General features: G+C 71.0%; 20 protein-coding genes. 15 read left to right on the top strand and 5 right to left on the bottom strand.

The window, feature by feature from the left end; translation table 11 throughout:
• The first annotated feature begins 115 nt into the window (after positions 1 to 115).
• The 8 genes from CRP56_RS34070 (at position 116) to pssA (ending at position 9,073) form a co-directional block, all read left to right on the top strand.
• Complete coding sequence (locus CRP56_RS34070) at positions 116 to 925, top strand: TetR family transcriptional regulator (RefSeq protein ID WP_179851190.1); 810 nt, start codon at positions 116 to 118, stop codon at positions 923 to 925.
• A 391-nt stretch (positions 926 to 1,316) separates the two neighbouring features.
• The gene (ccrA, locus tag CRP56_RS34065; RefSeq protein ID WP_097270592.1) at positions 1,317 to 2,660 is read left to right on the top strand and encodes a crotonyl-CoA carboxylase/reductase; all 1,344 of its coding nucleotides are present in this window, start codon (positions 1,317 to 1,319) and stop codon (positions 2,658 to 2,660) included.
• A gap of 17 nt (positions 2,661 to 2,677) precedes the next feature.
• Complete coding sequence (locus CRP56_RS34060) at positions 2,678 to 4,726, top strand: protein meaA (RefSeq protein WP_097270589.1); 2,049 nt, start codon at positions 2,678 to 2,680, stop codon at positions 4,724 to 4,726.
• Positions 4,723 to 5,682 (top strand): HpcH/HpaI aldolase/citrate lyase family protein, encoded by a 960-nt coding sequence (locus CRP56_RS34055; protein WP_031475710.1) that lies wholly within the window; start codon positions 4,723 to 4,725, stop codon positions 5,680 to 5,682. Before CRP56_RS34060 ends, CRP56_RS34055 begins: the two co-directional genes overlap by 4 nt.
• A 5-nt stretch (positions 5,683 to 5,687) precedes the next feature.
• On the top strand, positions 5,688 to 6,194 hold the full coding sequence (locus CRP56_RS34050; RefSeq protein ID WP_059195327.1) for a MaoC family dehydratase: 507 nt from the start codon (positions 5,688 to 5,690) through the stop codon (positions 6,192 to 6,194).
• 5 nt (positions 6,195 to 6,199) lie between these two features.
• The gene (locus CRP56_RS34045) at positions 6,200 to 7,405 is read left to right on the top strand and encodes an acyl-CoA dehydrogenase family protein (protein ID WP_097270587.1); all 1,206 of its coding nucleotides are present in this window, start codon (positions 6,200 to 6,202) and stop codon (positions 7,403 to 7,405) included.
• Between the two features lie 170 nt (positions 7,406 to 7,575).
• On the top strand, positions 7,576 to 8,232 hold the full coding sequence (locus CRP56_RS34040) for a phosphatidylserine decarboxylase (protein WP_097270585.1): 657 nt from the start codon (positions 7,576 to 7,578) through the stop codon (positions 8,230 to 8,232).
• 22 nt (positions 8,233 to 8,254) lie between these two features.
• The gene (gene pssA / locus CRP56_RS34035; RefSeq protein ID WP_097270583.1) at positions 8,255 to 9,073 is read left to right on the top strand and encodes a CDP-diacylglycerol--serine O-phosphatidyltransferase; all 819 of its coding nucleotides are present in this window, start codon (positions 8,255 to 8,257) and stop codon (positions 9,071 to 9,073) included.
• A 96-nt stretch (positions 9,074 to 9,169) separates the two neighbouring features.
• Here pssA and CRP56_RS34030 read toward each other — a convergent pair whose 3' ends face one another.
• Positions 9,170 to 10,354 (bottom strand): glycerate kinase, encoded by a 1,185-nt coding sequence (locus tag CRP56_RS34030; RefSeq protein ID WP_097270581.1) that lies wholly within the window; start codon positions 10,352 to 10,354, stop codon positions 9,170 to 9,172.
• A gap of 126 nt (positions 10,355 to 10,480) precedes the next feature.
• On the opposite strand from CRP56_RS34030, the gene CRP56_RS34025 reads away from it, so the two are divergent.
• The 5 genes from CRP56_RS34025 (at position 10,481) to CRP56_RS34005 (ending at position 14,728) form a co-directional block, all read left to right on the top strand.
• Positions 10,481 to 11,551, top strand: coding sequence for an ADP-ribosylglycohydrolase family protein (locus CRP56_RS34025; protein ID WP_097270579.1), 1,071 nt, complete (start codon positions 10,481 to 10,483; stop codon positions 11,549 to 11,551).
• Positions 11,552 to 11,602: 51 nt separating this feature from the next.
• The gene (locus CRP56_RS34020) at positions 11,603 to 12,097 is read left to right on the top strand and encodes an NUDIX domain-containing protein (protein ID WP_097270577.1); all 495 of its coding nucleotides are present in this window, start codon (positions 11,603 to 11,605) and stop codon (positions 12,095 to 12,097) included.
• Between the two features lie 181 nt (positions 12,098 to 12,278).
• On the top strand, positions 12,279 to 13,646 hold the full coding sequence (locus tag CRP56_RS34015) for a S8 family serine peptidase (protein WP_097270575.1): 1,368 nt from the start codon (positions 12,279 to 12,281) through the stop codon (positions 13,644 to 13,646).
• A 7-nt stretch (positions 13,647 to 13,653) separates the two neighbouring features.
• Entirely contained in the window at positions 13,654 to 13,953 is a 300-nt protein-coding gene (locus CRP56_RS34010; protein WP_097270573.1) for a hypothetical protein, read from the top strand.
• Between the two features lie 46 nt (positions 13,954 to 13,999).
• The gene (locus tag CRP56_RS34005; RefSeq protein ID WP_097270571.1) at positions 14,000 to 14,728 is read left to right on the top strand and encodes an SIR2 family NAD-dependent protein deacylase; all 729 of its coding nucleotides are present in this window, start codon (positions 14,000 to 14,002) and stop codon (positions 14,726 to 14,728) included.
• Between the two features lie 29 nt (positions 14,729 to 14,757).
• Here the strand turns inward: CRP56_RS34005 and CRP56_RS34000 are convergent, their stop codons facing one another.
• Both CRP56_RS34000 and CRP56_RS33995 read right to left on the bottom strand, forming a co-directional pair.
• The gene (locus tag CRP56_RS34000) at positions 14,758 to 15,240 is read right to left on the bottom strand and encodes a methylated-DNA--[protein]-cysteine S-methyltransferase (RefSeq protein WP_097274720.1); all 483 of its coding nucleotides are present in this window, start codon (positions 15,238 to 15,240) and stop codon (positions 14,758 to 14,760) included.
• Between the two features lie 27 nt (positions 15,241 to 15,267).
• Positions 15,268 to 16,752, bottom strand: coding sequence for an AlkA N-terminal domain-containing protein (locus CRP56_RS33995; RefSeq protein WP_306459460.1), 1,485 nt, complete (start codon positions 16,750 to 16,752; stop codon positions 15,268 to 15,270).
• Positions 16,753 to 16,943: 191 nt separating this feature from the next.
• Between CRP56_RS33995 and CRP56_RS33990 the strand changes: the two genes are divergently transcribed.
• Positions 16,944 to 18,089: an MFS transporter gene (locus tag CRP56_RS33990; RefSeq protein ID WP_097270569.1), complete on the top strand. Its 1,146-nt coding sequence runs from the start codon at positions 16,944 to 16,946 to the stop codon at positions 18,087 to 18,089.
• Positions 18,090 to 18,201: 112 nt separating this feature from the next.
• Here the strand turns inward: CRP56_RS33990 and CRP56_RS33985 are convergent, their stop codons facing one another.
• Positions 18,202 to 19,944 (bottom strand): SpoIIE family protein phosphatase, encoded by a 1,743-nt coding sequence (locus CRP56_RS33985; RefSeq protein WP_097270567.1) that lies wholly within the window; start codon positions 19,942 to 19,944, stop codon positions 18,202 to 18,204.
• Positions 19,945 to 20,198: 254 nt separating this feature from the next.
• Here CRP56_RS33985 and CRP56_RS33980 point away from each other — a divergent pair, with 254 nt between their 5' ends.
• Positions 20,199 to 20,801, top strand: coding sequence for a hypothetical protein (locus CRP56_RS33980; RefSeq protein WP_097270565.1), 603 nt, complete (start codon positions 20,199 to 20,201; stop codon positions 20,799 to 20,801).
• Here the strand turns inward: CRP56_RS33980 and CRP56_RS33975 are convergent, their stop codons facing one another.
• On the bottom strand, positions 20,802 to 21,317 hold the full coding sequence (locus tag CRP56_RS33975) for an O-acetyl-ADP-ribose deacetylase (protein ID WP_097270563.1): 516 nt from the start codon (positions 21,315 to 21,317) through the stop codon (positions 20,802 to 20,804).
• Between the last annotated feature and the right edge of the window lie 12 nt (positions 21,318 to 21,329).

Genomic DNA, 21,329 nt, shown 5'->3' with positions numbered 1-21,329 from the left:
AGCGAACGAGGACTGGGGCGGGCTGCTCGACCCCCACGGAAACCCCCCGCCCGCGGCGGGCGGGGGCTCCCTGGGACAGGAGCGCCAACCTGCGCACATGCAGTACGTTCGGGTCATGTCCCAGCCCGCCAGGTCCTCACGTACACCAGCTACGCCCGACGCGCCGGAGAGTGCCGCAGGCAGCCGCGCGGCCGCGCAGCGGCTCAAGATGCGCCGAGAACTGGCGGCCGCGGCGATGGAGCTGTTCTCGACCAAGGGGTACGAGGCGACCACCGTCGACGAGATCGCGGCCGCGGCCGGAGTCGCGCGCCGTACCTTCTTCCGCCACTTCCGCTCCAAGGAAGAGGCGATCTTCCCCGATCACGACGACACCCTGATCCGCGCCGAGGCCGTGCTCAACGCGGCTCCCCCGCACGAGCACCCGCTCGACACGGTGTGCAACGGCATCAAGGAAGTCATGCGGATGTACGCGGCCCGGCCGGAGATCTCGGTCGCCCGCTACAAGCTGACGCGCGAGGTGCCCACCCTGCGCGAGGCCGAGATCGCGTCGGTGGCCCGCTACGAGCGCCTGTTCACCCGCTATCTGCTCGGCCACTTCGACGAGCACGCGCACGACGACGACGCCAACGACGACCCGCTGCTCGCGGAGGTCGCCGCGTCCGCCGTGGTCACCGCGCACAACCACGTGCTGCGGCGCTGGCTCCGGGCCGGCGGCCAGGGCGATGTGGAGGCGCAGCTGGACCACGCCTTCGCGATCGTACGGAAGACGTTCGGGACCGGCATCGGAGCCGGGCGCACGGCCACCCCGCAGCCGTCCGCCGCGACGGTCTCCACGCACGGCGAGGTGCTGGTGACGGTCGCGCGCACCGACGCCCCGCTGGACCAGGTGATGCGGACCATCGAAGAGGCGCTCAAGGACCGCTGAACCCTCCCCCTCCGCTGTGATGACGGCCACCCTTCGGGGTGGCCGTTTTGGCATGTCAGAGCCCCTTTTCGAGCGGAATTCAAGCCGCGTTCGATCGATCATCGCTCATTTGTTACGTAAAGATTTCACCTGAGAGCGGTTGCTGGCACTCAGTGCCTTGCCAGGTGACACGCGGTGTCATACGTTGAAGGAGTCCGGGCGGCCGGCGTGCAGAGACCTTTCGCACGTCGGCTGTCCCAACAAGTCATCGGCTTGCCCCGCCCGGACGCCTGCGTCACAGGCAACCTCCCGCGCCACAAAGCGCTGCCGCACACCAAGACCGCCGAACCGACGGCACCGACGTAACCCTCAGCGTCCCTCCCTCAGGACGCGTATCGCCGGAGGCAACACCGTGACCACGAAGGACATCCTGGACGCGATCCAGTCGCCGGACTCGACGCCGGCCGACTTCGCCGCCCTGCCGCTCCCCGAGTCGTACCGCGCGATCACCGTGCACAAGGACGAGACGGAGATGTTCGCGGGTCTGGAGACCCGCGACAAGGACCCGCGCAAGTCGATCCACCTGGACGAGGTCCCGCTGCCCGAACTCGGCCCGGGCGAGGCCCTGGTCGCCGTCATGGCGTCCAGCGTCAACTACAACTCGGTGTGGACCTCGATCTTCGAGCCGCTGTCCACCTTCGGGTTCCTGGAGCGCTACGGCCGCACCAGCGACCTGGCCAAGCGCCACGACCTGCCGTACCACATCATCGGCTCCGACCTCGCGGGCGTCGTGCTGCGCACCGGCCCGGGCGTGAACTCCTGGAAGCCCGGCGACGAGGTCGTCGCGCACTGTCTGTCCGTGGAGCTGGAGTCGTCCGACGGCCACAACGACACGATGCTCGACCCCGAGCAGCGCATCTGGGGCTTCGAGACCAACTTCGGCGGCCTCGCCGAGATCGCGCTCGTCAAGTCCAACCAGCTGATGCCCAAGCCGGGTCACCTGTCGTGGGAGGAGGCGGCGGCCCCGGGCCTCGTCAACTCCACCGCCTACCGCCAGCTGGTCTCCCGCAACGGCGCCGCCATGAAGCAGGGCGACAACGTCCTGATCTGGGGCGCGAGCGGCGGCCTCGGCTCGTACGCCACGCAGTTCGCGCTGGCCGGTGGCGCCAACCCGATCTGTGTCGTGTCCTCCCCGCAGAAGGCGGACATCTGCCGCGCGATGGGCGCCGACGCGATCATCGACCGCAACGCCGAGGGCTACAAGTTCTGGAAGGACGAGAACACCCAGGACCCCAAGGAGTGGAAGCGCTTCGGCAAGCGCATCCGTGAGCTCACCGGCGGCGAGGACATCGACATCGTCTTCGAGCACCCCGGCCGCGAGACCTTCGGCGCCTCCGTGTTCGTCACCCGCAAGGGCGGCACCATCACCACCTGCGCCTCGACCTCGGGCTACATGCACGAGTACGACAACCGCTACCTGTGGATGTCGCTGAAGCGGATCATCGGCTCGCACTTCGCCAACTACCGCGAGGCCTGGGAGGCCAACCGCCTCATCGCGAAGGGCAAGATCCACCCGACGCTGTCGAAGACCTACTCCCTGGAGGAGACCGGTCAGGCCGCGTACGACGTGCACCGCAACCTCCACCAGGGCAAGGTCGGCGTCCTGTGCCTCGCCCCCGAGGAAGGCCTCGGTGTGCGCGACGAGGAGATGCGCGACCGGCACATCGACGCCATCAACCGCTTCCGCAACATCTGAGACACCCGGGGTCATAGATGACTGAGCGTCAGCCCGCCGAAGGCGCGCGGGAGAAGGACCGGCCGTGGCTCATGCGCACGTACGCCGGCCACTCCACGGCCGAGGCGTCCAACGAGCTGTACCGGCGCAACCTCGCCAAGGGGCAGACAGGGCTCTCCGTGGCCTTCGATCTGCCGACCCAGACCGGCTACGACTCCGACCACATCCTCGCCCGCGGCGAGGTCGGCCGGGTCGGTGTGCCGATCGCGCACCTCGGTGACATGCGCCGGCTGTTCCAGGACATCCCCCTGGAGCAGATGAACACCTCGATGACGATCAACGCCACCGCCATGTGGCTGCTGGCGCTCTACCAGGTCGTCGCCGAGGAGCAGGGCGCCGACATCACCAAGCTCCAGGGCACGACCCAGAACGACATCGTCAAGGAGTACCTGTCCCGGGGGACGCACGTCTTCCCGCCGGGCCCCTCGCTCCGTCTGACGACCGACATGATCGCGTACACGGTCTCCCACATCCCGAAGTGGAACCCGATCAACATCTGCAGCTACCACCTGCAGGAGGCCGGGGCCACACCGGTCCAGGAGATCGCGTACGCGATGTCGACGGCGATCGCCGTCCTCGACGCCGTCCGGGACTCCGGCCAGGTGCCGGCCGAGAAGTTCGGCGACGTCGTCGCCCGGATCTCCTTCTTCGTGAACGCGGGCGTCCGCTTCATCGAGGAGATGTGCAAGATGCGCGCCTTCGGCCGCATCTGGGACAAGGTCACCCGCGAGCGCTACGGCATCGAGAACCCCAAGCAGCGCCGCTTCCGGTACGGCGTCCAGGTCAACTCCCTGGGCCTGACCGAGGCGCAGCCCGAGAACAACGTCCAGCGGATCGTCCTGGAGATGCTGGCCGTCACCCTCTCCAAGGACGCACGCGCGCGTGCCGTCCAGCTCCCGGCCTGGAACGAGGCCCTGGGCCTGCCCCGGCCCTGGGACCAGCAGTGGTCGCTGCGGATGCAGCAGGTGCTGGCCTACGAGAGCGACCTGCTGGAGTACGAGGACATCTTCGCGGGCTCGCACGTCGTCGAGGCGAAGGTGAGCACGCTCGTCGAGGAGTCCCTCACCGAGATCGAGCGCATCCAGGAGATGGGCGGCGCGATGGCCGCCGTCGAGTCCGGCTACCTCAAGTCGCAGCTGGTCTCCTCGCACGCCGAGCGCCGGGCCCGGATCGAGTCCGGCCAGGAGAAGATCGTCGGCGTCAACATCTTCGAGACCACCGAGCCCAACCCGCTGACGGCCGACCTGGACACCGCGATCCAGACGGTCGACCCGGCGGTCGAGGCCCGCGTCATCGCCGGCCTGCAGAACTGGCGCGACACCCGCTACCAGCCGCCCTTCAACCACCCGCGCCCCTGCAAGGCGCTGGAGAAGCTGAAGGAGGCCGCGAAGGGCACCGGCAACCTCATGGAGGCCACCCTGGAGTGCGCCCGCGCCGGGGTCACGACCGGCGAGTGGGCCGGGGCGCTGCGCGAGGTCTTCGGCGAGTTCCGCGCCCCGACGGGCGTGTCCTCGGCGCCGGTGGCCGTCCCCGCCGAGGAGGGCTCGCCGATGGCGGACGTCCGCCGCAGGGTCGACCTGACGGCCAAGGACCTCGGCGTCGGCAAGCTCCGCTTCCTGGTCGGCAAGCCGGGCCTGGACGGGCACTCCAACGGGGCCGAGCAGATCGCCGTGCGGGCCCGTGACGCCGGGTTCGAGGTGGTCTACCAGGGCATCCGGCTCACCCCGGAGCAGATCGTGGACGCGGCCCTCGCCGAGGACGTGCACGCGGTCGGTCTGTCGATCCTCTCCGGCTCGCACGCCCAGCTGGTGCCGGACGTCCTGGAGCGGCTCCATGTGGCCGGTGCCACAGATATCCCGGTGATCGCCGGTGGCATCATCCCGAATGGCGACGCCGAGCAGCTCAGGGCCGCCGGAGTGGCCGCCGTCTTCACCCCGAAGGACTTCGACATCACCGGAATCATCGGCCGCATCGTCGACGAGATCCGGAAAGCGAACAAGCTCGACCCCCTGGAGGTCCCCGCATGACCGTCAACCGTCTGCGTCCCCGCCGCTCGTGTCTCGCGGTACCGGGAAGCAACCCCCGCTTCCTGGAGAAGGCGCAGGGCCTCCCGGCGGACCAGGTCTTCCTCGACCTGGAGGACGCGTGCGCCCCGCTCGCCAAGCCCGAGGCGCGGCACACGATCGTCAAGTTCCTCAACGAGGGCGACTGGACCGGCAAGACGCGCGTGGTCCGCGTCAACGACTGGACGACCGAGTGGACGTACCGCGATGTCGTGACCGTCGTCGAGGGGGCCGGCCAGAACCTCGACTGCATCATGCTGCCGAAGGTGCAGACGGCCGAGCAGATCGTCGCCCTCGACCTTCTGCTGACGCAGATCGAGAAGACGATGGGCTTCGAGGTCGGCAAGATCGGCATCGAGGCGCAGATCGAGAACGCGCAGGGTCTCAACAACGTCAACGAGATCGCGACGGCCTCGCAGCGCGTCGAGACGATCATCTTCGGCCCGGCCGACTTCATGGCGTCCATCAACATGAAGTCGCTGGTCGTGGGCGAGCAGCCGCCCGGCTACCCGGCGGACGCCTACCACTACATCCTGATGAAGATCCTGATGGCCGCCCGCGCCAACAACCTCCAGGCGATCGACGGCCCCTACCTCCAGATCCGCAACATCGACGGCTACCGCGAGGTCGCCCAGCGCGCCGCGGCTCTCGGTTTCGACGGCAAGTGGGTGCTGCACCCGGGCCAGGTCGAGGCGTCCAACGAGATCTTCTCGCCCTCCCAGGAGGACTACGACCACGCCGAGCTGATCCTGGACGCGTACGACTACTACACGTCCGAGGCGGGCGGCAAGAAGGGCTCGGCGATGCTCGGCGACGAGATGATCGACGAGGCCAGCCGCAAGATGGCGCTGGTCATCTCGGGCAAGGGCCGGGCGGCGGGCATGCAGCGCACGTCGAAGTTCGAGATCCCGGAGGCCTGAGCGCGATGCAGTTCGGACGCACCTACGAGGAGTTCGAGGTCGGGGCGACGTACAAGCACTGGCCGGGAAAGACGGTCACGGAGTACGACGACCACCTGTTCTGTCTCCTCACCATGAACCACCACCCGCTCCACATGGACACCAACTATGCGGAGAAGACGACGGACTTCGGCAAGAACGTCGTCGTCGGGAACTACATCTACTCGCTGCTGCTCGGCATGTCCGTCCCGGACATCTCCGGCAAGGCGATCGCCAACCTGGAGATCGAGTCGCTGAAGCACGTGGCGCCGACCTTCCACGGCGACACGATCTACGGCCAGACGACCGTCCTCGACAAGTGGCCGTCGAAGTCGAAGAACGACCGCGGCATCGTCTACGTCGAGACCAAGGGCTACAAGCAGGACGGCACGCTGGTCTGCGTGTTCCGCCGCAAGGTCATGGTGCCGACCGAGACCTACATCAAGGAGCGCGGCGGCGAACAGCCCGGCCGCCCGGAACTTCAGGAGGGCTGAGCCCGATGGCACGCCTCGCCCAGACCGCCGGTCTGACCGACATCCAGCAGGAAATCCTCTCCACCGTCCGCGACTTCGTGGACAAGGAGATCATCCCGGTCGCCACCGAGCTGGAGCACCGCGACGAGTACCCGCAAGCGATCGTCGACGGGCTCAAGGAGTTGGGCCTGTTCGGGCTCATGATCCCGGAGGAGTACGGCGGTCTGGGCGAGTCGCTCCTGACGTACGCGCTGTGCGTCGAGGAGATCGCCCGCGGGTGGATGTCGGTGTCCGGCATCATCAACACCCACTTCATCGTGGCCTACATGCTCAAGCAGCACGGCACGCAGGAGCAGAAGGACCACTTCCTGCCGCGCATGGCGGCCGGCGACATCCGGGGCGCCTTCTCGATGTCGGAGCCGGGCCTGGGTTCCGATGTGTCGGCCATCACGTCCAAGGCGGTCAAGGACGGCGACGAGTACGTCCTCAACGGCCAGAAGATGTGGCTGACGAACGGCGGGACGTCAAGTCTGGTCGCCGTTCTGGTCCGAAGTGATGAAGGACACCCCGAGGGCACCGCGCCCCACAAGTCGATGACGACCTTCCTCGTCGAGAAGGAGCCCGGCTTCGGACAGGTCCGCCCCGGCCTCACCATCCCCGGGAAGATCGACAAGATGGGCTACAAGGGCGTCGACACCACCGAACTGATCATGGACGGCCTGCGGATTCCGGCCGATCGCGTGCTCGGCGGCGTCACCGGCCGAGGTTTTTACCAAATGATGGACGGCGTCGAGGTCGGCCGCGTCAATGTCGCGGCGCGTGGCTGTGGCGTCGCTCAGCGTGCCTTCGAACTCGGCGTCCAGTACGCCCAGCAGCGTCACACTTTCGGCAAAGCGATCGCCCAGCACCAGGCGATCCAGTTCAAGCTGGCCGAGATGGCTACCAAGGTCGAGGCCGCGCATGCGATGATGGTCAACGCGGCACGCAAAAAGGACTCCGGGGAGCGAAACGACCTTGAGGCTGGGATGGCGAAGTACCTCGCCTCCGAGTACTGCAAGGAGGTCGTGGAAGACGCCTTCCGGATCCACGGCGGCTACGGCTTCTCCAAGGAGTACGAGATCGAGCGCCTCTACCGAGAGGCACCGATGCTGCTGATCGGCGAAGGTACCGCCGAGATCCAGAAAATGATCATCGGTCGCAGGCTGCTCGAAGAGTATCGATTCCAGGGCTAGATGTCCGGATACGGGGTGTTTTCTTGGAGAAGAAGATCACACCCCGTCAACGCTCTTCAGCCGCCGACTCGGCTTCCTGGCTTGCCCAGTTGTGGTCACCGACCGGTACGATCCCCGGAAAGCCGCCGTCCCCCGTCACTGCGCGGCATCATCCGCTACGAAGGTCATCCATGCCCCACAGCCAAACCTCTGCACCTCGCGACAGCCAGGTCGGCGTACGCCTCGCGCGCGGAGCATCGCCGTGGCTCCTTCCGACCGTCGCCACCGCAGCCCTCAGCCTGGTGCGCGCGCGCAAGTCCGGCGCCGCCAAGGCCGTCGCCGTGCCCGCCACCGCGCTCGCGGCGGGCATGCTGTGGTTCTTCCGCGACCCCGAGCGCGAGATCGCCACGGGCCGCGTCATCTCGCCCGCCGACGGTGTGGTGCAGAGCATCATGCCGTGGAAGGACGGCCGCACCCGCGTCGCGATCTTCATGAGCCCGCTCAACGTCCACGTCAACCGCGCGCCCCTCTCCGGCACGGTGACGTCGGTCGAGCACATCCCCGGTGGGTTCGTCCCGGCGTTCAACAAGGAGAGCGAGAACAACGAGCGCGTGGTCTGGCATTTCGACACCGAACTCGGTGACATCGAGATGATCCAGATCGCCGGCGCGGTGGCCCGTCGCATCGTCCCCTACATCCCGCAGGGCACGAAGGTCGAGCAGGGTGAGCGCATCGGTCTGATCCGCTTCGGTTCGCGCGTCGACATCTACCTGCCCGAAGGCGTGGATGTCGCGGTCGAGGTCGGTCAGAAGACCGTGGCTGGGGTGACTCGCATTGACCGTGATTGATCCTGAGACACAGGCGGGCTGGGTGCCCGAGGCCGACGCGGTGGACGACGAGGAGGAGATGCCTCTTTCTCTCCGCCTCTCAATAGCGGACACCCTCACCCTCGGCAACGCCACGTGCGGCTTCATGGCGGTGTACTTCACCACCACCGGCATCCTGATCCCGGACCTCACCGGCAGCCCGGCGACCGGCATGACCCGCCACAGCGCGGCCACGGCGGTCATCCTGATGCTGTGCGCCGCGGTCTTCGACCTGTTCGACGGCCTGGTGGCGCGCAAGCTGCGCTCCTCGCCCATGGGTGCCGAGCTGGACAACCTCTCGGACCTGATCAGCTTCGGTCTGGCTCCGGCGTACTTCGTCCTCGTCTACGGCATGGTCGCGGACGACGCGCACCAGCGGGTGGCTGCGGTCGGGGCAATCGTGGTGCTCTTGGCCGTGGTGCTGCGGCTGGCCAGATTCTCCTGCGTGACCGTCCCGAACGGCATGTTCCAGGGCATGCCCTCGCCGTTCGGCGCGCTGACGGTCGTCTCGATCGTCCTGCTGGAGCTGCCCTTCGTGGCAACGCTGCTGGCGATCCTCGGCACCGCCTGGCTGATGGTGAGCCGGGTCGAGTACCCGAAGCCGCGGGGTCGCCTCGCGGTGGCGATGCTCTCCTGGATCGTCGTGTCCATGGGCCTCCTGGCCGCCTGGGCCTTCGACGCCCCGAGCGGTCAGCTCCTCCTCCAGACGGGCTGCGCGCTCCAGCTGGTCACCGGCGCGGTCATCCCGCTGTTCGCCACGGCCCGCCGGGTGAACAACTTCCGCGACAACCGCCGCGAGGCGCGGGCGGCGCAGCTGCCGTAGCGCTCCGCGGTATCGCAGAGCGACAAGAGAGGGGCCCGAACCGGTCGACGGTTCGGGCCCCTCTCTTGTTGCTCCTGTTGCTCGCTTGGAGGTGGCTCAGGTCAGGAAGTCGCGCGCGATCTGTTCCGCCACCCGCTCCAGGATCGGACCGGCGTCCGCGATGCACTTCGCCACATCCGGCTCAACCTCGGTGAGCGCGTACGCCCGCCGGATGCCGGCCTTCCCGAGCGCCTCCGGGGGCAGGGCGAGGCGACCGCACACGGCGACGACCTCCTTGCCGGCGGCGCGGGCCGCGGCGGCGACGCCCGCGGGGGCCTTGCCGTGCAGCGTCTGCTCGTCGAGGGAGCCCTCGCCGGTGATGACCAGGGTCGCCCGCTCCAGCGCGGGGGCGAAGCCGAGGACGTCCAGCATGACCTCGATGCCGGCGCGGAACCGGGCGCCGATGAGGAGCGCGCCGTAGCCGATGCCGCCGGCCGCGCCCGCACCCGGCGACACGGCGTACTCGGCGGCCTTGGCGCCGACCGCGTCCTCCAGCACGCGCGCGTAGTGCGCGAGAGCGGCGTCCAGGGTCTCCACGTCGTCCGGGGAGGCGCCCTTCTGCGGGCCGTAGACCGCGGGCGCGCCCTTCGGGCCGGTCAGCGGGTTGTCGACGTCGCTGGCGAGGACCAGTTCCACGTCGGCGAGGCGCGGGTCGAGGCCGGACAGGTCGGCCGAGGCCAGCTCGGCGAGGCCGCCGCCGCCCGGGGCGACCGGCTCGCCGTCCTTGTCGAGGAACCGGGCGCCGAGCGCGGTGAGCATGCCGGCGCCGCCGTCGGTGGTGGCGCTGCCGCCGACGCCGAAGACGAGGGTGCGGGCGCCCGCGTCGAGCGCGGCCCGCAGCAGCTCGCCGGAGCCGTAGGTGGACGAGGTGAGGGGGGCGAAGACGCCCTGGGGGAGCCGCTGGAGCCCGCTGGCCTCCGCCATCTCCACGACGGCGGTGTCGCCGCGCAGCGCGAAGGCGGCCGTGACCTCCTGGCCGAGCGGCCCGGCGACCTTGATCTCGTGCCGTTCGAAACCGGCCGCGACCGCGGCGTCCACGGTGCCGTCGCCGCCGTCGGCCACCGGCAGCGCGGCCACGTCGAGGCCCGGCACGCCCCGGCGCAGCCCGGCCGTCACCCGCTCGGCGACCTGCACGGCCGTCAGCGATCCCTTGAACTTGTCCGCGGCGATGAGCACCCGCTCGGTGCCCCTGCCTGCAGCGTCAGCCACTTGCCATCCCCTTGCTCTCAGGCTCCGACGCATATCAGAGCCAGTCGCGCCGCTGCGACCTTAACCGGAGCCCGCCCTCCCCGTCATGCCCTGCCCGGACCTTGAGAAGCTCCTACGACCCCACTGTGCAGGCTCCCGATACCGGGGTAAACCGGTCCTATGACCCCTGTGGGCAGTGCGCCAGAGCTCGCCGACCGCGTTCTCGGGGGCTGGCTGGGCCGGATCGCGGGCAACATGCTCGGCAAGCCGGTCGAGCAGGGCGACCTGTGGACGCGGGACCGGATCGACGGCTATCTGAGGCAGGCCGCCGCCCTGCCCCTGACCGACTATCTGCCGGAGCCGCCCAGCGAGAGCGACGGCTTCGAGCTGCGCCCGGAGTGGCGCCAGTGCGTGCGCGGCCGCATCCACGGCAGCTGCCGCGACGACGACGTGGACTACGCCATTCTGGGCCTGGACCTCCTGGAGACCCACGGCTTCGGCTTCAGCACCGAGCAGGTCGGCGACCTGTGGCTGCTGAGGCTGCCGTACCTCCAGACGTTCACCGCCGAGCGGGCCGCCTACCGCAACCTCGCGAGCGGGCTGAAGCCGCCGCTGACGGCGACGTACGACAACCCGTACCAGGAGTGGATCGGGGCGCTGATCCGGGCCGACATCTACGGCTGGACCTGCCCGGGCGACCCGCGCCGGGCGGCCTCGCTGGCCCGCCGGGACGCGGTGCTCTCGCACACCGGGAACGGGGTGTACGGGGCGATGTGGGCGGCGGCGCTGGTGTCGGCGGCGTTCACCGCGGCGACCGTGCGGCACGCGCTGGACCAGGCGCTGGCCGTCGTACCGGCGAGCAGTCGGCTGGCCCGGACGGTGCGCCGGGTGATCTCCCTGCACGACACCCGGATGACCTGGGAGGACACGCTGACGACCGTGGCCGAGGAGACCGCCGGGCTGGGCTGGATCCACACCATCCCGAACGCCGCGGTGCTCACCGCCGGGCTGCTCTACGGCGACGGCGACTTCACCCGGACCGTCACGCTGACCGTCCGCGGCGGTCTGGACACCGACTCCAACGGGGCCACGGCAGGTTCGGTGGCCGGGGTGCTGACCGGAGCGGAGGCGATCCCGGAGCAGTGGAAGGACCCGCTGGAGGACACGGTGCGCAGCGCGGTGTTCGGGTTCGACGGGGTACGGATCAGCGAACTCGCGGAGCGCACGGTCCGGTTGATCGGCGGTGAGTGACCCGCTGTCTCGACGGTCAGTGGCTCTCCGTCCGGGAACTACCCTTCAGGGATGACCAGCGCTCAGGACTTCGCCACGTACATCGCCGGCCTGCCCCGCATCCTCGCCGGTGCCGCCGCCCTCTTCCGTGACCATGAGGGGCGGGTGCTCCTCGTCGAGCCCAACTACCGTGAGGGATGGGCGCTTCCGGGCGGCACCATCGAGTCGGACGACGGCGAGACCCCGCGTCAGGGGGCGCGCCGCGAGACGCTGGAGGAGATCGGCCTGGACCGTGAACTCGGCCGGCTGCTGGCGGTGGACTGGGTGTACCGGCCGGGCATTCCGCCGCTGGTGGCGTACCTGTACGACGGTGGCGTCCTCGGCGAGGACGAGCTGAAGGCGATCCGGCTCCAGGAGGAGGAGCTGCTGTCGTGGCGGCTCGTGCCGCGCGAGGAGCTGGACGACTATCTGCTGGGTTTCCTGGGCGGCCGGGTGCGGGTCGCGCTGGACGTGCTCGCGGAAGGTGCCGGGACGGCGGAGCTGGAGAACGGCCGGCGGGTTTCCTGACACCTGTTGTTCCGGGTGTCGATTTCCGTCAATTCCCCTGCGGAAATGTGCTCTTGAAGCTACGCCCTTGCGCGTATGGACCGCCTGTACCCGCGCCAATAGCGTGCGAGTCCTCGCCTCATCCGCGAGTACCGGTGGCGCGCGGTTCTCCGTGCCGCCGGATTCCATTGCAGGGGGAAACATGCGGGTAATCGTTCAGATGCGCCCGGAACACGATGTCGTCCAGGCAGTCGTGGATCCGTCCGTCAGCACTCCGTCGGCCTCCGACGTCGCCGGCTCACTCCCCGGCATCGACCTGGATCCGGACTTCGTGCCGGTGCCGGTGCCGCAGCCCAAGCCGGTGTACTCCGACGGCGATCCGCTGTCGCTGGACCAGCCGCTCACCTTCTCGCTGGCCCCGGAGGACGCGAGCGTCCTGGTGCGCGGCGAGATCCAGGACCGCGACGGCTCCGCCCGGCTGGCACTGCTGAGCTCCCAGCGGGCGGACATCGTCGGGATCGCCGCCGACCCGGCCGTCGAGACGACGCCCACCTGCGGCAACACGCCCCCGGTCGGCGACTGGCACGACGTCCAGCGGTTCGTCACGGACGCGCTGAAGAGCGAGGGCCTGGACGGGGCGGGCGTCCCGCTGGCGATCGTCGACACCGGCATCAACGTCGCGCATCTCGGCCAGGTCCTCGGCTCGCCGGTGACGGTCGACGCGGCACGCAGCTGGAAGCCGCCGGGGGTGAACGGCAACTTCGGCCAGTTCCCGGTGAACCACGGCACGATGTGCGCGTTCGACTCGCTGATCGTGGCCCGCAAGGTGTCCCTCCTCGACATTCCCGTGCTGCTCTCGCAGCGGCAGGGCTCGACCGTGATGGAGGGCCTGCTCTCCGACGCGATCTCCGCGTACGCGCACCTGTGGGGGCTGCTGGAGCAGATGCCGCGCGAGCGGCGCAGGATGGTCATCAGTAACAGCTGGGGGTCGTTCAAGCCGACGTGGGACTTCCCGCCGGGGCACCCGGGCAACTACTCCGACAACCGCGCCCACCCGTTCAACCTGATCGTCGCCGCCCTTGAGGTGTCCGGCGCCGACATCCTGTTCGCCGCGGGCAACTGCGGTGTCGAGTGCCCCGACGGGCGCTGCGGCTTCCCGAGCCGGCCCATCAACGGGGCGAACTCGCACCCCAGCGTGCTGTCCGTGGCCGGCGTGGACACGCATGACGCCCGGGTCGGCTACTCGTCCCAGGGTCCGGGGCGGCTCGCCGTACGCAAGCCGGACATCGCCACGTACACGCACTTCAGCGGGTCGAAGGCGTTCGGGCAGAACAGCCCCGACTCGGGGACCTCGGCGGCCTGTCCGGTCGCGGCGGGGGTCGTCGCCGCGGTGCGCAGCAGGCTGTCGGTGCAGGACCTGTCGCCGTCCCGGCTGCGTACGCTGATCCGCCGGTCCGCGCACGACGCGGGCGGGCACGGCTACGACTTCGACTACGGGTACGGCATCATCAACACCCCGCAGCTCGTCGACGCGGTGCGCCGCGTCGGCAAGAACAACGCCGGCCCGTAGGAGACCCATGGCTCCCGAGCGCCCCACCGTCCTGATCACCGTGACCCTTCCGGCGCGGTCGACCATCGAGGACGCCCAGCGCCGTCTCGGCCTCGCCGACGACGAGGTCGACACGGCGTACGGCCTGGTCCCGGTGGACCCGGCGCACGGCACCTACGCGCTGCTGGTGACGGAGGCGGCCGGGGCGAGGCTCCAGGGAGCACCGGAGGCGAGGGGGTCGTACCGGGGCCCCTTCGCCAATCCGAAGATCGAGCCGTTCGGGCCGGTGCAGTCCAAGGACGAGGAGGCGGAGGACGGCGACGGCTGATTTATCCGTTCGCCCCGTCCCGTTCCGCCGATCTACCCTCGGCCGCATGGACAAGCCCCTCGTCGCCCTTCTCAGTGGCGCAGGAATTTCGACCGACTCGGGGATTCCGGACTACCGCGGTCCCAACGGGCTGTGGCAGCGCGATCCCGAGGCGGAAAAGCTCGTGACGTACGACTACTACATGAGCGATCCGGAGATCCGGCGGCGGTCGTGGCGTATGCGCAAGGAGAATCAGGCGCTCGGGGCGAAGCCGAATGCCGCGCATTACGCGGTGGCCGAACTGGAGAAGTCCGGGGTGCCGGTGCGGGTCGTCACGCAGAACGTCGACGGACTGCACCAGCTCGCCGGGATGCCGGCCCGCAAGGTCCTCGAACTGCACGGCACCGCACGGCAGGTGGTGTGCACGGGGTGCCACGCCCGTGGGCCCATGGAGGACGCGCTGGCGCGGCTCGACGCCGGGGAGGACGATCCGGCCTGCCTGGACTGCGGCGGCATCCTGAAGTCCGCGACCGTGATGTTCGGCGAGCGTCTCGACCCCGTCGTCCTCGGCGACGCCGTCGCCATCACCAAGGCCTGCCAGGTGTTCATCGCCGTCGGCAGCAGCCTCCAGGTGCAGCCCGCCGCCGGGCTCGCCGGCGTCGCCGCCGATCACGGAGCCCGGCTGATCATCGTCAACGCCGAGCCGACCCCGTACGACGACCGCGCCGACGAGGTCGTCCGCGAACCGATCGGCACGGCCCTGCCGCAGCTGCTGCGCCGGCTGCAGGAGCAGTGACCGGCCAGGGCCTTTCCGGCGGACAGGCCCTAGAAGAGCGCCGCTCCCCGCTCGAAGTCCAGCAGCCGCTGCTTGCGTTCCAGGCCGCCGCCGTAGCCGGTCAGGCTGCCGTTGGAGCCGACGACGCGATGGCACGGGACGATGATGCTGACCGGGTTCTTGCCGTTGGCGAGGCCGACCGCGCGGGAGGCGCCGGGGTTGCCGAGGGCTTCGGCGAGTTCGCCGTAGGAGCGGGTCTCGCCGTACGGGATGCGCAGGAGCTGCTCCCAGACGCTGCGCTGGAACGGGGTTCCGTGCAGGCGGAGTTCGAGGGTGAACTCCTTCAACTCGGAGGCGAAGTAGGCCTCCAGCTGATCGATCGCCTCCCCGAAGGGGCGGTCGTCGCGTACGCCGAACGTCTCCTGCGCGGGGCGGTGGCGCTGGTCGGTCATGTAGAGGTGGCTCAGGGTGCCGTCGGTCGCGACCAGGGTCAGCGGGCCGTACGGGCTGTCGATCACGGTGTGTTGCTTCAGAGCGGGAACAGAGGTCACGGAACGTCCTTATACCGGAAGGAAGTTGATCGGGTGGCTGTCGGTCGCCCACAGGTACTGCACCGCGTACGCCCGCCACGGCCGCCAGGCCGCCGCTCGCGCGGTCAGCGCCGCCGGGGTCGAGGGCAGGCCCAGCTCCTGGGCGGCCTTGCGGATGCCGAGGTCGGTGGGGAGGAAGGCGTCGGGGTCCCCGAGGGCGCGCATCGCGATGACGTCGGCGGTCCAGGGGCCGAAGCCGGGGAGGGCGAGGAGGCGGGCGCGGGTCTCGGACCAGTCGGCCTCGACGCCCAGATTCAGTGTTCCGTCCGCCAGTTGGCCGACCAGGGTGGTGAAGGTCGTACGGCGGGTGCGGGGCATGGCGAGCGACTCGGGGTCCAGGGCGGCGAGTTGCTCCGGGGACGGGAAGAGGTGGGTGAGGCCGCCCTCGGGGTCGTCCAACGGGTCGCCGTGAGCCGTCACCAGCCGGGCGGCGTGGGTGCGGGCCGCGGCGGTCGAGACCTGCTGGCCCAGCACCGCCCGGACGGCGAACTCGGCCTCGTCCACCGTGCGCGGCACCCGCCGCCCGGGCGCCTTCGCGACCAGCGGCGCCAGCACCGGGTCCGTGCGCAACTGGTCGTCGATCGCGACCGGATCGGCGTCCAGGTCCAGCATGCGCCGGCAGCGGCTGATGGCGACGGTCAGATCGCGCAGGTCGCTCAGGGTGAGGCGGCAGGCGACGTGGTCGGGGTTCGAGGTCAGCGCCACGATGCCGTGGCCGTACGGGAGCCGGAGCGTGCGGCGGTAGGCGCCGTCCCGCCACTCCTCCACCCCGGGCACGGCGGTCGCCGCGAGGTGGCCGAAGAGGTTGTCGGGGGTGAGAGGGGCGCGGAACGGCAGCCGGAGCGTGAGAACGCCGGGGGTCACCGCGCCCGCGTTCCTCCGTGGCACCCGTGTCCGCAGCTCGCTCGGTGAGAGGGCGAAGACCTCGCGGACGGTGTCGTTGAAGGTGCGGATCGAGGAGAAACCGGCGGCGAACGCGATCTCCGCCATCGGCAGCGCCGTCGTCTCGATCAACAGCCGTGCGGTCTGGGCGCGTTGGGCGCGGGCCAGCGCGAGTGGGCCCGCGCCCAGTTCGGCGAGGAGCTGGCGTTCGATCTGCCGGGTGCTGTAGCCGAGGCGGGCGGCGAGTCCCGGCACGCCCTCGCGGTCCACGACGCCGTCGGCGATCAGCCGCATCGCCCGGGCCACCAGGTCCGCGCGCTCGTTCCACTCGGGCGAGCCGGGGCTGGTGTCCGGGCGGCAGCGCTTGCAGGCCCGGAACCCGGCCTGCTGGCAGGCCGCCGCGCTCGGGTAGAACGTCATGTTCGCGGGCTTGGGCGGCACAGCCGGGCAGCTGGGCCGGCAGTAGATCCGGGTCGTCAGGACCGCCGTGAAGAACCACCCGTCGAACCGGGCGTCCTTCGACTGGACGGCGCGCACGCAGCGCTCGGTGTCGGTGTGCATCCCCTTCTGCATGGGTCCAGCATGGTGCAGCGGCGGACCGGCGGCTGGCGGGAATCCGACATCAACCTCGCACTGGCTGCACCGGCCCGGATCGCCAGGCCTCCCTCGGTTCGTGTGCGGTGGGTAAGGTACCCCGCGTGGGTCACGCTCCAGGCGGCCGGGCCTCAGCGGCACCGCCGACCGAAACGCCTTCCGCGCACCGCATGTGGCCGCTGTACGCGGCCGGTTTCACCACCGCGTTCGGCGCGCACGGCATCGCCGCGAACCTCGGCGCCGACACCGACGACGCGGTCACCTCGCTGCTCGTCCTGGGCGGACTGCTCGCGCTGTACGACGGTGCCGAGGTACTGCTGAAGCCGCTGTTCGGCACGATCGCCGACCGGGTGGGGGCGCGGCCGGTGCTGCTGGGCGGGCTGGTGGCGTTCGCCGTGGCGTCCGCGCTGTACGCCCTCGCCGACAGTCCGGGGTGGCTGTGGGCCGCGCGGCTCGGTCAGGGGGCGGCCGCCTCCGCCTTCTCCCCCGCCGCGTCGGCGCTGGTGGCCCGGCTGAATCCGGCGGCCAAGCACGGGCGGGCGTTCGGGAGTTACGGCTTCTACAAGTCGATCGGCTACACGCTGGGCCCGCTGCTCGGCGGGGTGCTGGTGTGGGCGGGCGGGCTGCGGCTGCTGTTCACCGTGCTCGCCGTGCTGGGCGCGGCGGTGGCGCTGTGGGCGCTGATCGCCGTCCCGGTCGTACCGCCGCTCCCCCGGGCCCGGCAGACGGTGCTGGACCTGGCGCGCCGGCTGGCCGATCCGGCCTTCCTGGTGCCGACGGCCGCGCTGGCCGGGGCGACCGCCGCGTTGTCGGTGGGCGTCGGGTTCCTGCCGGTGTCGGGGGCGGTGGCCGGGCTGGGGACGGTGGCGACCGGGGCGGCGGTGTCGGTGCTGGCCGCGTGCGCGGCGGTCGTCCAGCCGAGGGCGGGGCGGGCGTTGGACGCGGGGCGGATCAGCACGCGGGGCGGACTGACCGCCGGGCTGCTGCTCGCGGCGGCGGGGCTGGCCTGCGCGATGCTGCCGGGCCTGACGGGCATCCTGCTCGCCGCCGCGCTCGTCGGCGCGGGCACGGGCCTGATCACCCCGCTGGGCTTCGCCGCCCTCGCCGCGTCGACACCTCGGGAACGGCTGGGCCAGACCATGGGCGCGGCCGAACTGGGCCGTGAACTGGGCGATGCGGGTGGGCCGTTGCTGCTCGCGGGGGTGGCCTCGGCGGCGACACTGACGTACGGGTACGGGGTGTTGGCGGTGCTGCTGGCGTGCGGGCCGGTGGTGGCGCTGGGGGTGCGGCGGGCGCGGGGTGCGGGGGCGCGCTGAGGCAGCGGGTGCCGTGCGCTGCCGCGGTTTTCTGAAGCGGGTGCGGCGAGGCGCTCCGACCGCGGCGCGCACCCGGTGTCAGTCGCGTCCGGGCCACCCCGACGGCCCCGCCTCACACCCCCAGCGCCCGAGCCGCCAGCAGAGCGATGTCGTCGTGGACCGAGCCCGTTGCCGCATGGGCCAGGATGCCGTCGAGGATCTCGTCCAGGTCGCCGCCGGGCGGCAGGCGTAGGTCGGTCAGGCGGCTGAGGGACGTGTCGATGTCCTCGTCGCGGCGTTCCACCAGGCCGTCGGTGTAGAGGAGCAGGGTGCCGCCGGGCATGTCGGGGCGGGTGACGGTCTCGTAGGCGCCGAGGCCGGTGCCCAGAGGGGGGCCGGCGGGGAGCGGGACCAGTTCCACGTGGCCCTCGGGGGTGATCCGCAGCGGGGGCAGATGGCCGGCGTTGGCGTAGCTGATCGTGTCGGTGGCCGGGTCGCCGAGGGCGAGCAGGCAGGTGGCGACGCGGTCGAAGCCGGACGCGGCGATCATGTGGTCGGCGGCGTGCAGGATCTCGTGGAGCGGCAGGCCCGGGGAGGAGGCGAGGGCGCGGAGCATGGACCGGTAGTGGCTCATCGCCACGGCCGCCTCCACCCCGTGGCCCATCACGTCGCCGATGACGAGCAGGTTGCGGCCCTGCGGAAGCGCCAGCGAGTCGTACCAGTCGCCGCCCACCACCGCGCTGTCGTCGGCGGGGAGATAGCGGGAGGCGGTCTCCAGGTCTGGGTGCGGGAGGGTCGGCTCGCTGAGCAGGGCCCGCTGGAGCTCAAGCGCCATGGTGTGCTCGCGGGCGTAGTGCCGGGCGCGTTCCAGGGCGCGGGAGGCGCGGCCGGCGAGTTCCTGGGCGACCACGCCGTCCTCCACCGTGAAGGCCGGTGAGGAGCCCGCCCGGACCATGGCGAGGACGCCCACGCGCCGGGAGTCGGTGGTGAGCGGCACGACGAGGCCGGAGTGGATGCCGGCGGCCCGGTACTCCGCCAGCCGGTCCGCGTACGGGCCGCGCAGCCCCGGTGGGCGTCTGCCGGGCACGGTGGTCAGCAGCGGTCGGCCGCGTTCCAGGACCCGCCGCACGGGGGACGCCGGGCCGTGCTCGTTGACCTCGCCCAGCACCGGCGGTCTGCCGAGCCGCCGGTCCAGCTCCGGGCTGCGGCTCACGGCGGCGCGCCGCAGCCGTACCACCCCGCCGGGCGGCGGTCCCGGCGGGCCGTCATCGACCACCAGGTCGACGGACGCGCCGTCCGCCAGGTCCCGCACCACGAAGTCGACGAGTTCCCGGCAGGTCCGCTCCAGGTCGAGCGTGGTGCCGATGCGCAGGGTGGCCGCGTGGATCATCGCCATCCGGCCGTGGGCCCGCTCCAGCTCGGTGACGTAGCGGCGCGGCTCGGTCACCTCCACGCCGACGGCGACCAGGCCGATCACCTCGCCCCGCTCGTCGTGGCGCCGGTGGTACGTGCACTGCCACGCCCGGCGCACCCGGTGGGCGCCGGTGCCCATGCTGCCGGAGACGACGACGTCACGGGGCCGGCCGTCGCGCAGCACCGCCAGGGGCACGTCGACGGGCCGCTCCACGCCGGGCATGACCTCGGTGAGGGTGCGGCCCAGGTGCTCGCGCACCGGTACGCCGTTGATCCGGGCCATGTGGGGATTGACGTACACATAGCGCAGCCGCGTGTCCAGGACGGCGACGGCCGCCGAGCCGCCCTCGACGATGTCCCGCAGCAGCCGGTACTCCCGCCCCAGAGCCCCGCCCGCGCCTACCGGAAGCGCGTCGACGTGCGCGGACAGCAGGGTCCGCGGGAGAGGGGGGTCCGTCCCCACGGGCACCTCCCGTTCTCCGCGACAGGGGGTTCCATGATCGGGCCGGACGGCGCGCGGCGCATGTCGCACTCTGACGGGCGAACGTGACGCGGTACCCGGATGGCGCTGCCGCGGCGGCGAAACAGCCTGGTCAGGGTGACGACTCCGAGGGCGCGGGCGGGCCGTGGGGTCGCTTGTTCGGTTTGCGGGGCGTCTGACCCGTTCTCACGGTGGGCGCAAGGACTGCAGTTTTCGAGCGCTTCGAAAGGAACTTCATGCGCGCCCTTGTCTCCCGCGGCCTCCTCGTGCCGCCCCTGGTCTGCGCCGCCCTCGTCTTCGGCCAGGCCGGCACCGCCGCCGCCGTCGGTGACGTGGGCCGGGCCGTGCCGGGCCCGAGCATCGCGGAGGCGGCTGTGCGGGCCGACGCCGGGATGGACACGTTCCTGGACTCGCTGCTGGAGGAGAGCACCCTGCCGGACGGCACCCGTCTCGATCCCGCGTCGGTCGGCACGCGGCTCGACCCGGCCCTGGCGGACGGCACGCGGCTCGACCCGGCCGTGGCGGACGGTGCCCGGCTCGACCCGGCCGCGGCCACCTCGTACGCGGCGGAGATCCGCGCCTGGGGCGCCACCGTCCAGGAGCGGCTGCGCGGCCTCGACACCTCCGCGAACCGGACCGTGACCCGGGCCGCCGACCCCGTGGACGACCTCATCACCCAGGTGCAGACCGCGGTCAACAGTCTGCTCAGCTCGCTGACCTCGCTGGACCTCGGCGGGGTGCTGAGCGCCGTGACCGGGCTCCTGTCGCCCGTGCTCGGCCTCATCACGGGGCTGCTCGGCGGCTTGGTGCCGGACCTGCCGGACGTTCCCGTGGCCTGATCAGCCGGCCTGCGCGGCGAACACCTCGTACGCCTGCTCGCCGAAGAGGACGAACCTCACCTCCGTCACCGAGGTCCGCGCGGCCCGCACCGTCTCCACGGCGATGCGGGCCGCGTCGTCCATCGGCCAGCGGTAGACGCCGGTGGAGATCGCCGGGAACGCGACCGTACGGGCGCCGAGCTCGTCGGCGACCTTCAGCGATTCCCGGTAGCAGGAGGCGAGCAGGTCGGAGCGGTCCTCGCTCGCGCTGAACACCGGGCCGACCGTGTGGATCACCCACCGCGCGTCCAGTTCCCCGGCCGTGGTGGCGACCGCCTGGCCCGTCGGCAGCCCCTTGCCGTACCGCGAGGCGCGCAGCGCGCGGCACTCCGCGAGGATCGCCGGGCCGCCGCGCCGGTGGATGGCGCCGTCGACTCCTCCCCCGCCGAGGAGGGAGGAGTTGGCCGCGTTGACGATCGCGTCGACGCTCTCGCGCGTGATGTCGCCCTGGACGAGCGTGATGGTGGTCTCGGTCATGGGACCCACTCT

Origin of the sequence: Streptomyces sp. TLI_55 (assembly GCF_900206255.1) — a bacterium.
In the GTDB taxonomy this organism is placed as follows: domain Bacteria; phylum Actinomycetota; class Actinomycetes; order Streptomycetales; family Streptomycetaceae; genus Streptomyces; species Streptomyces aquilus.
This window is presented reverse-complemented; position numbering and strand designations above follow the sequence as displayed.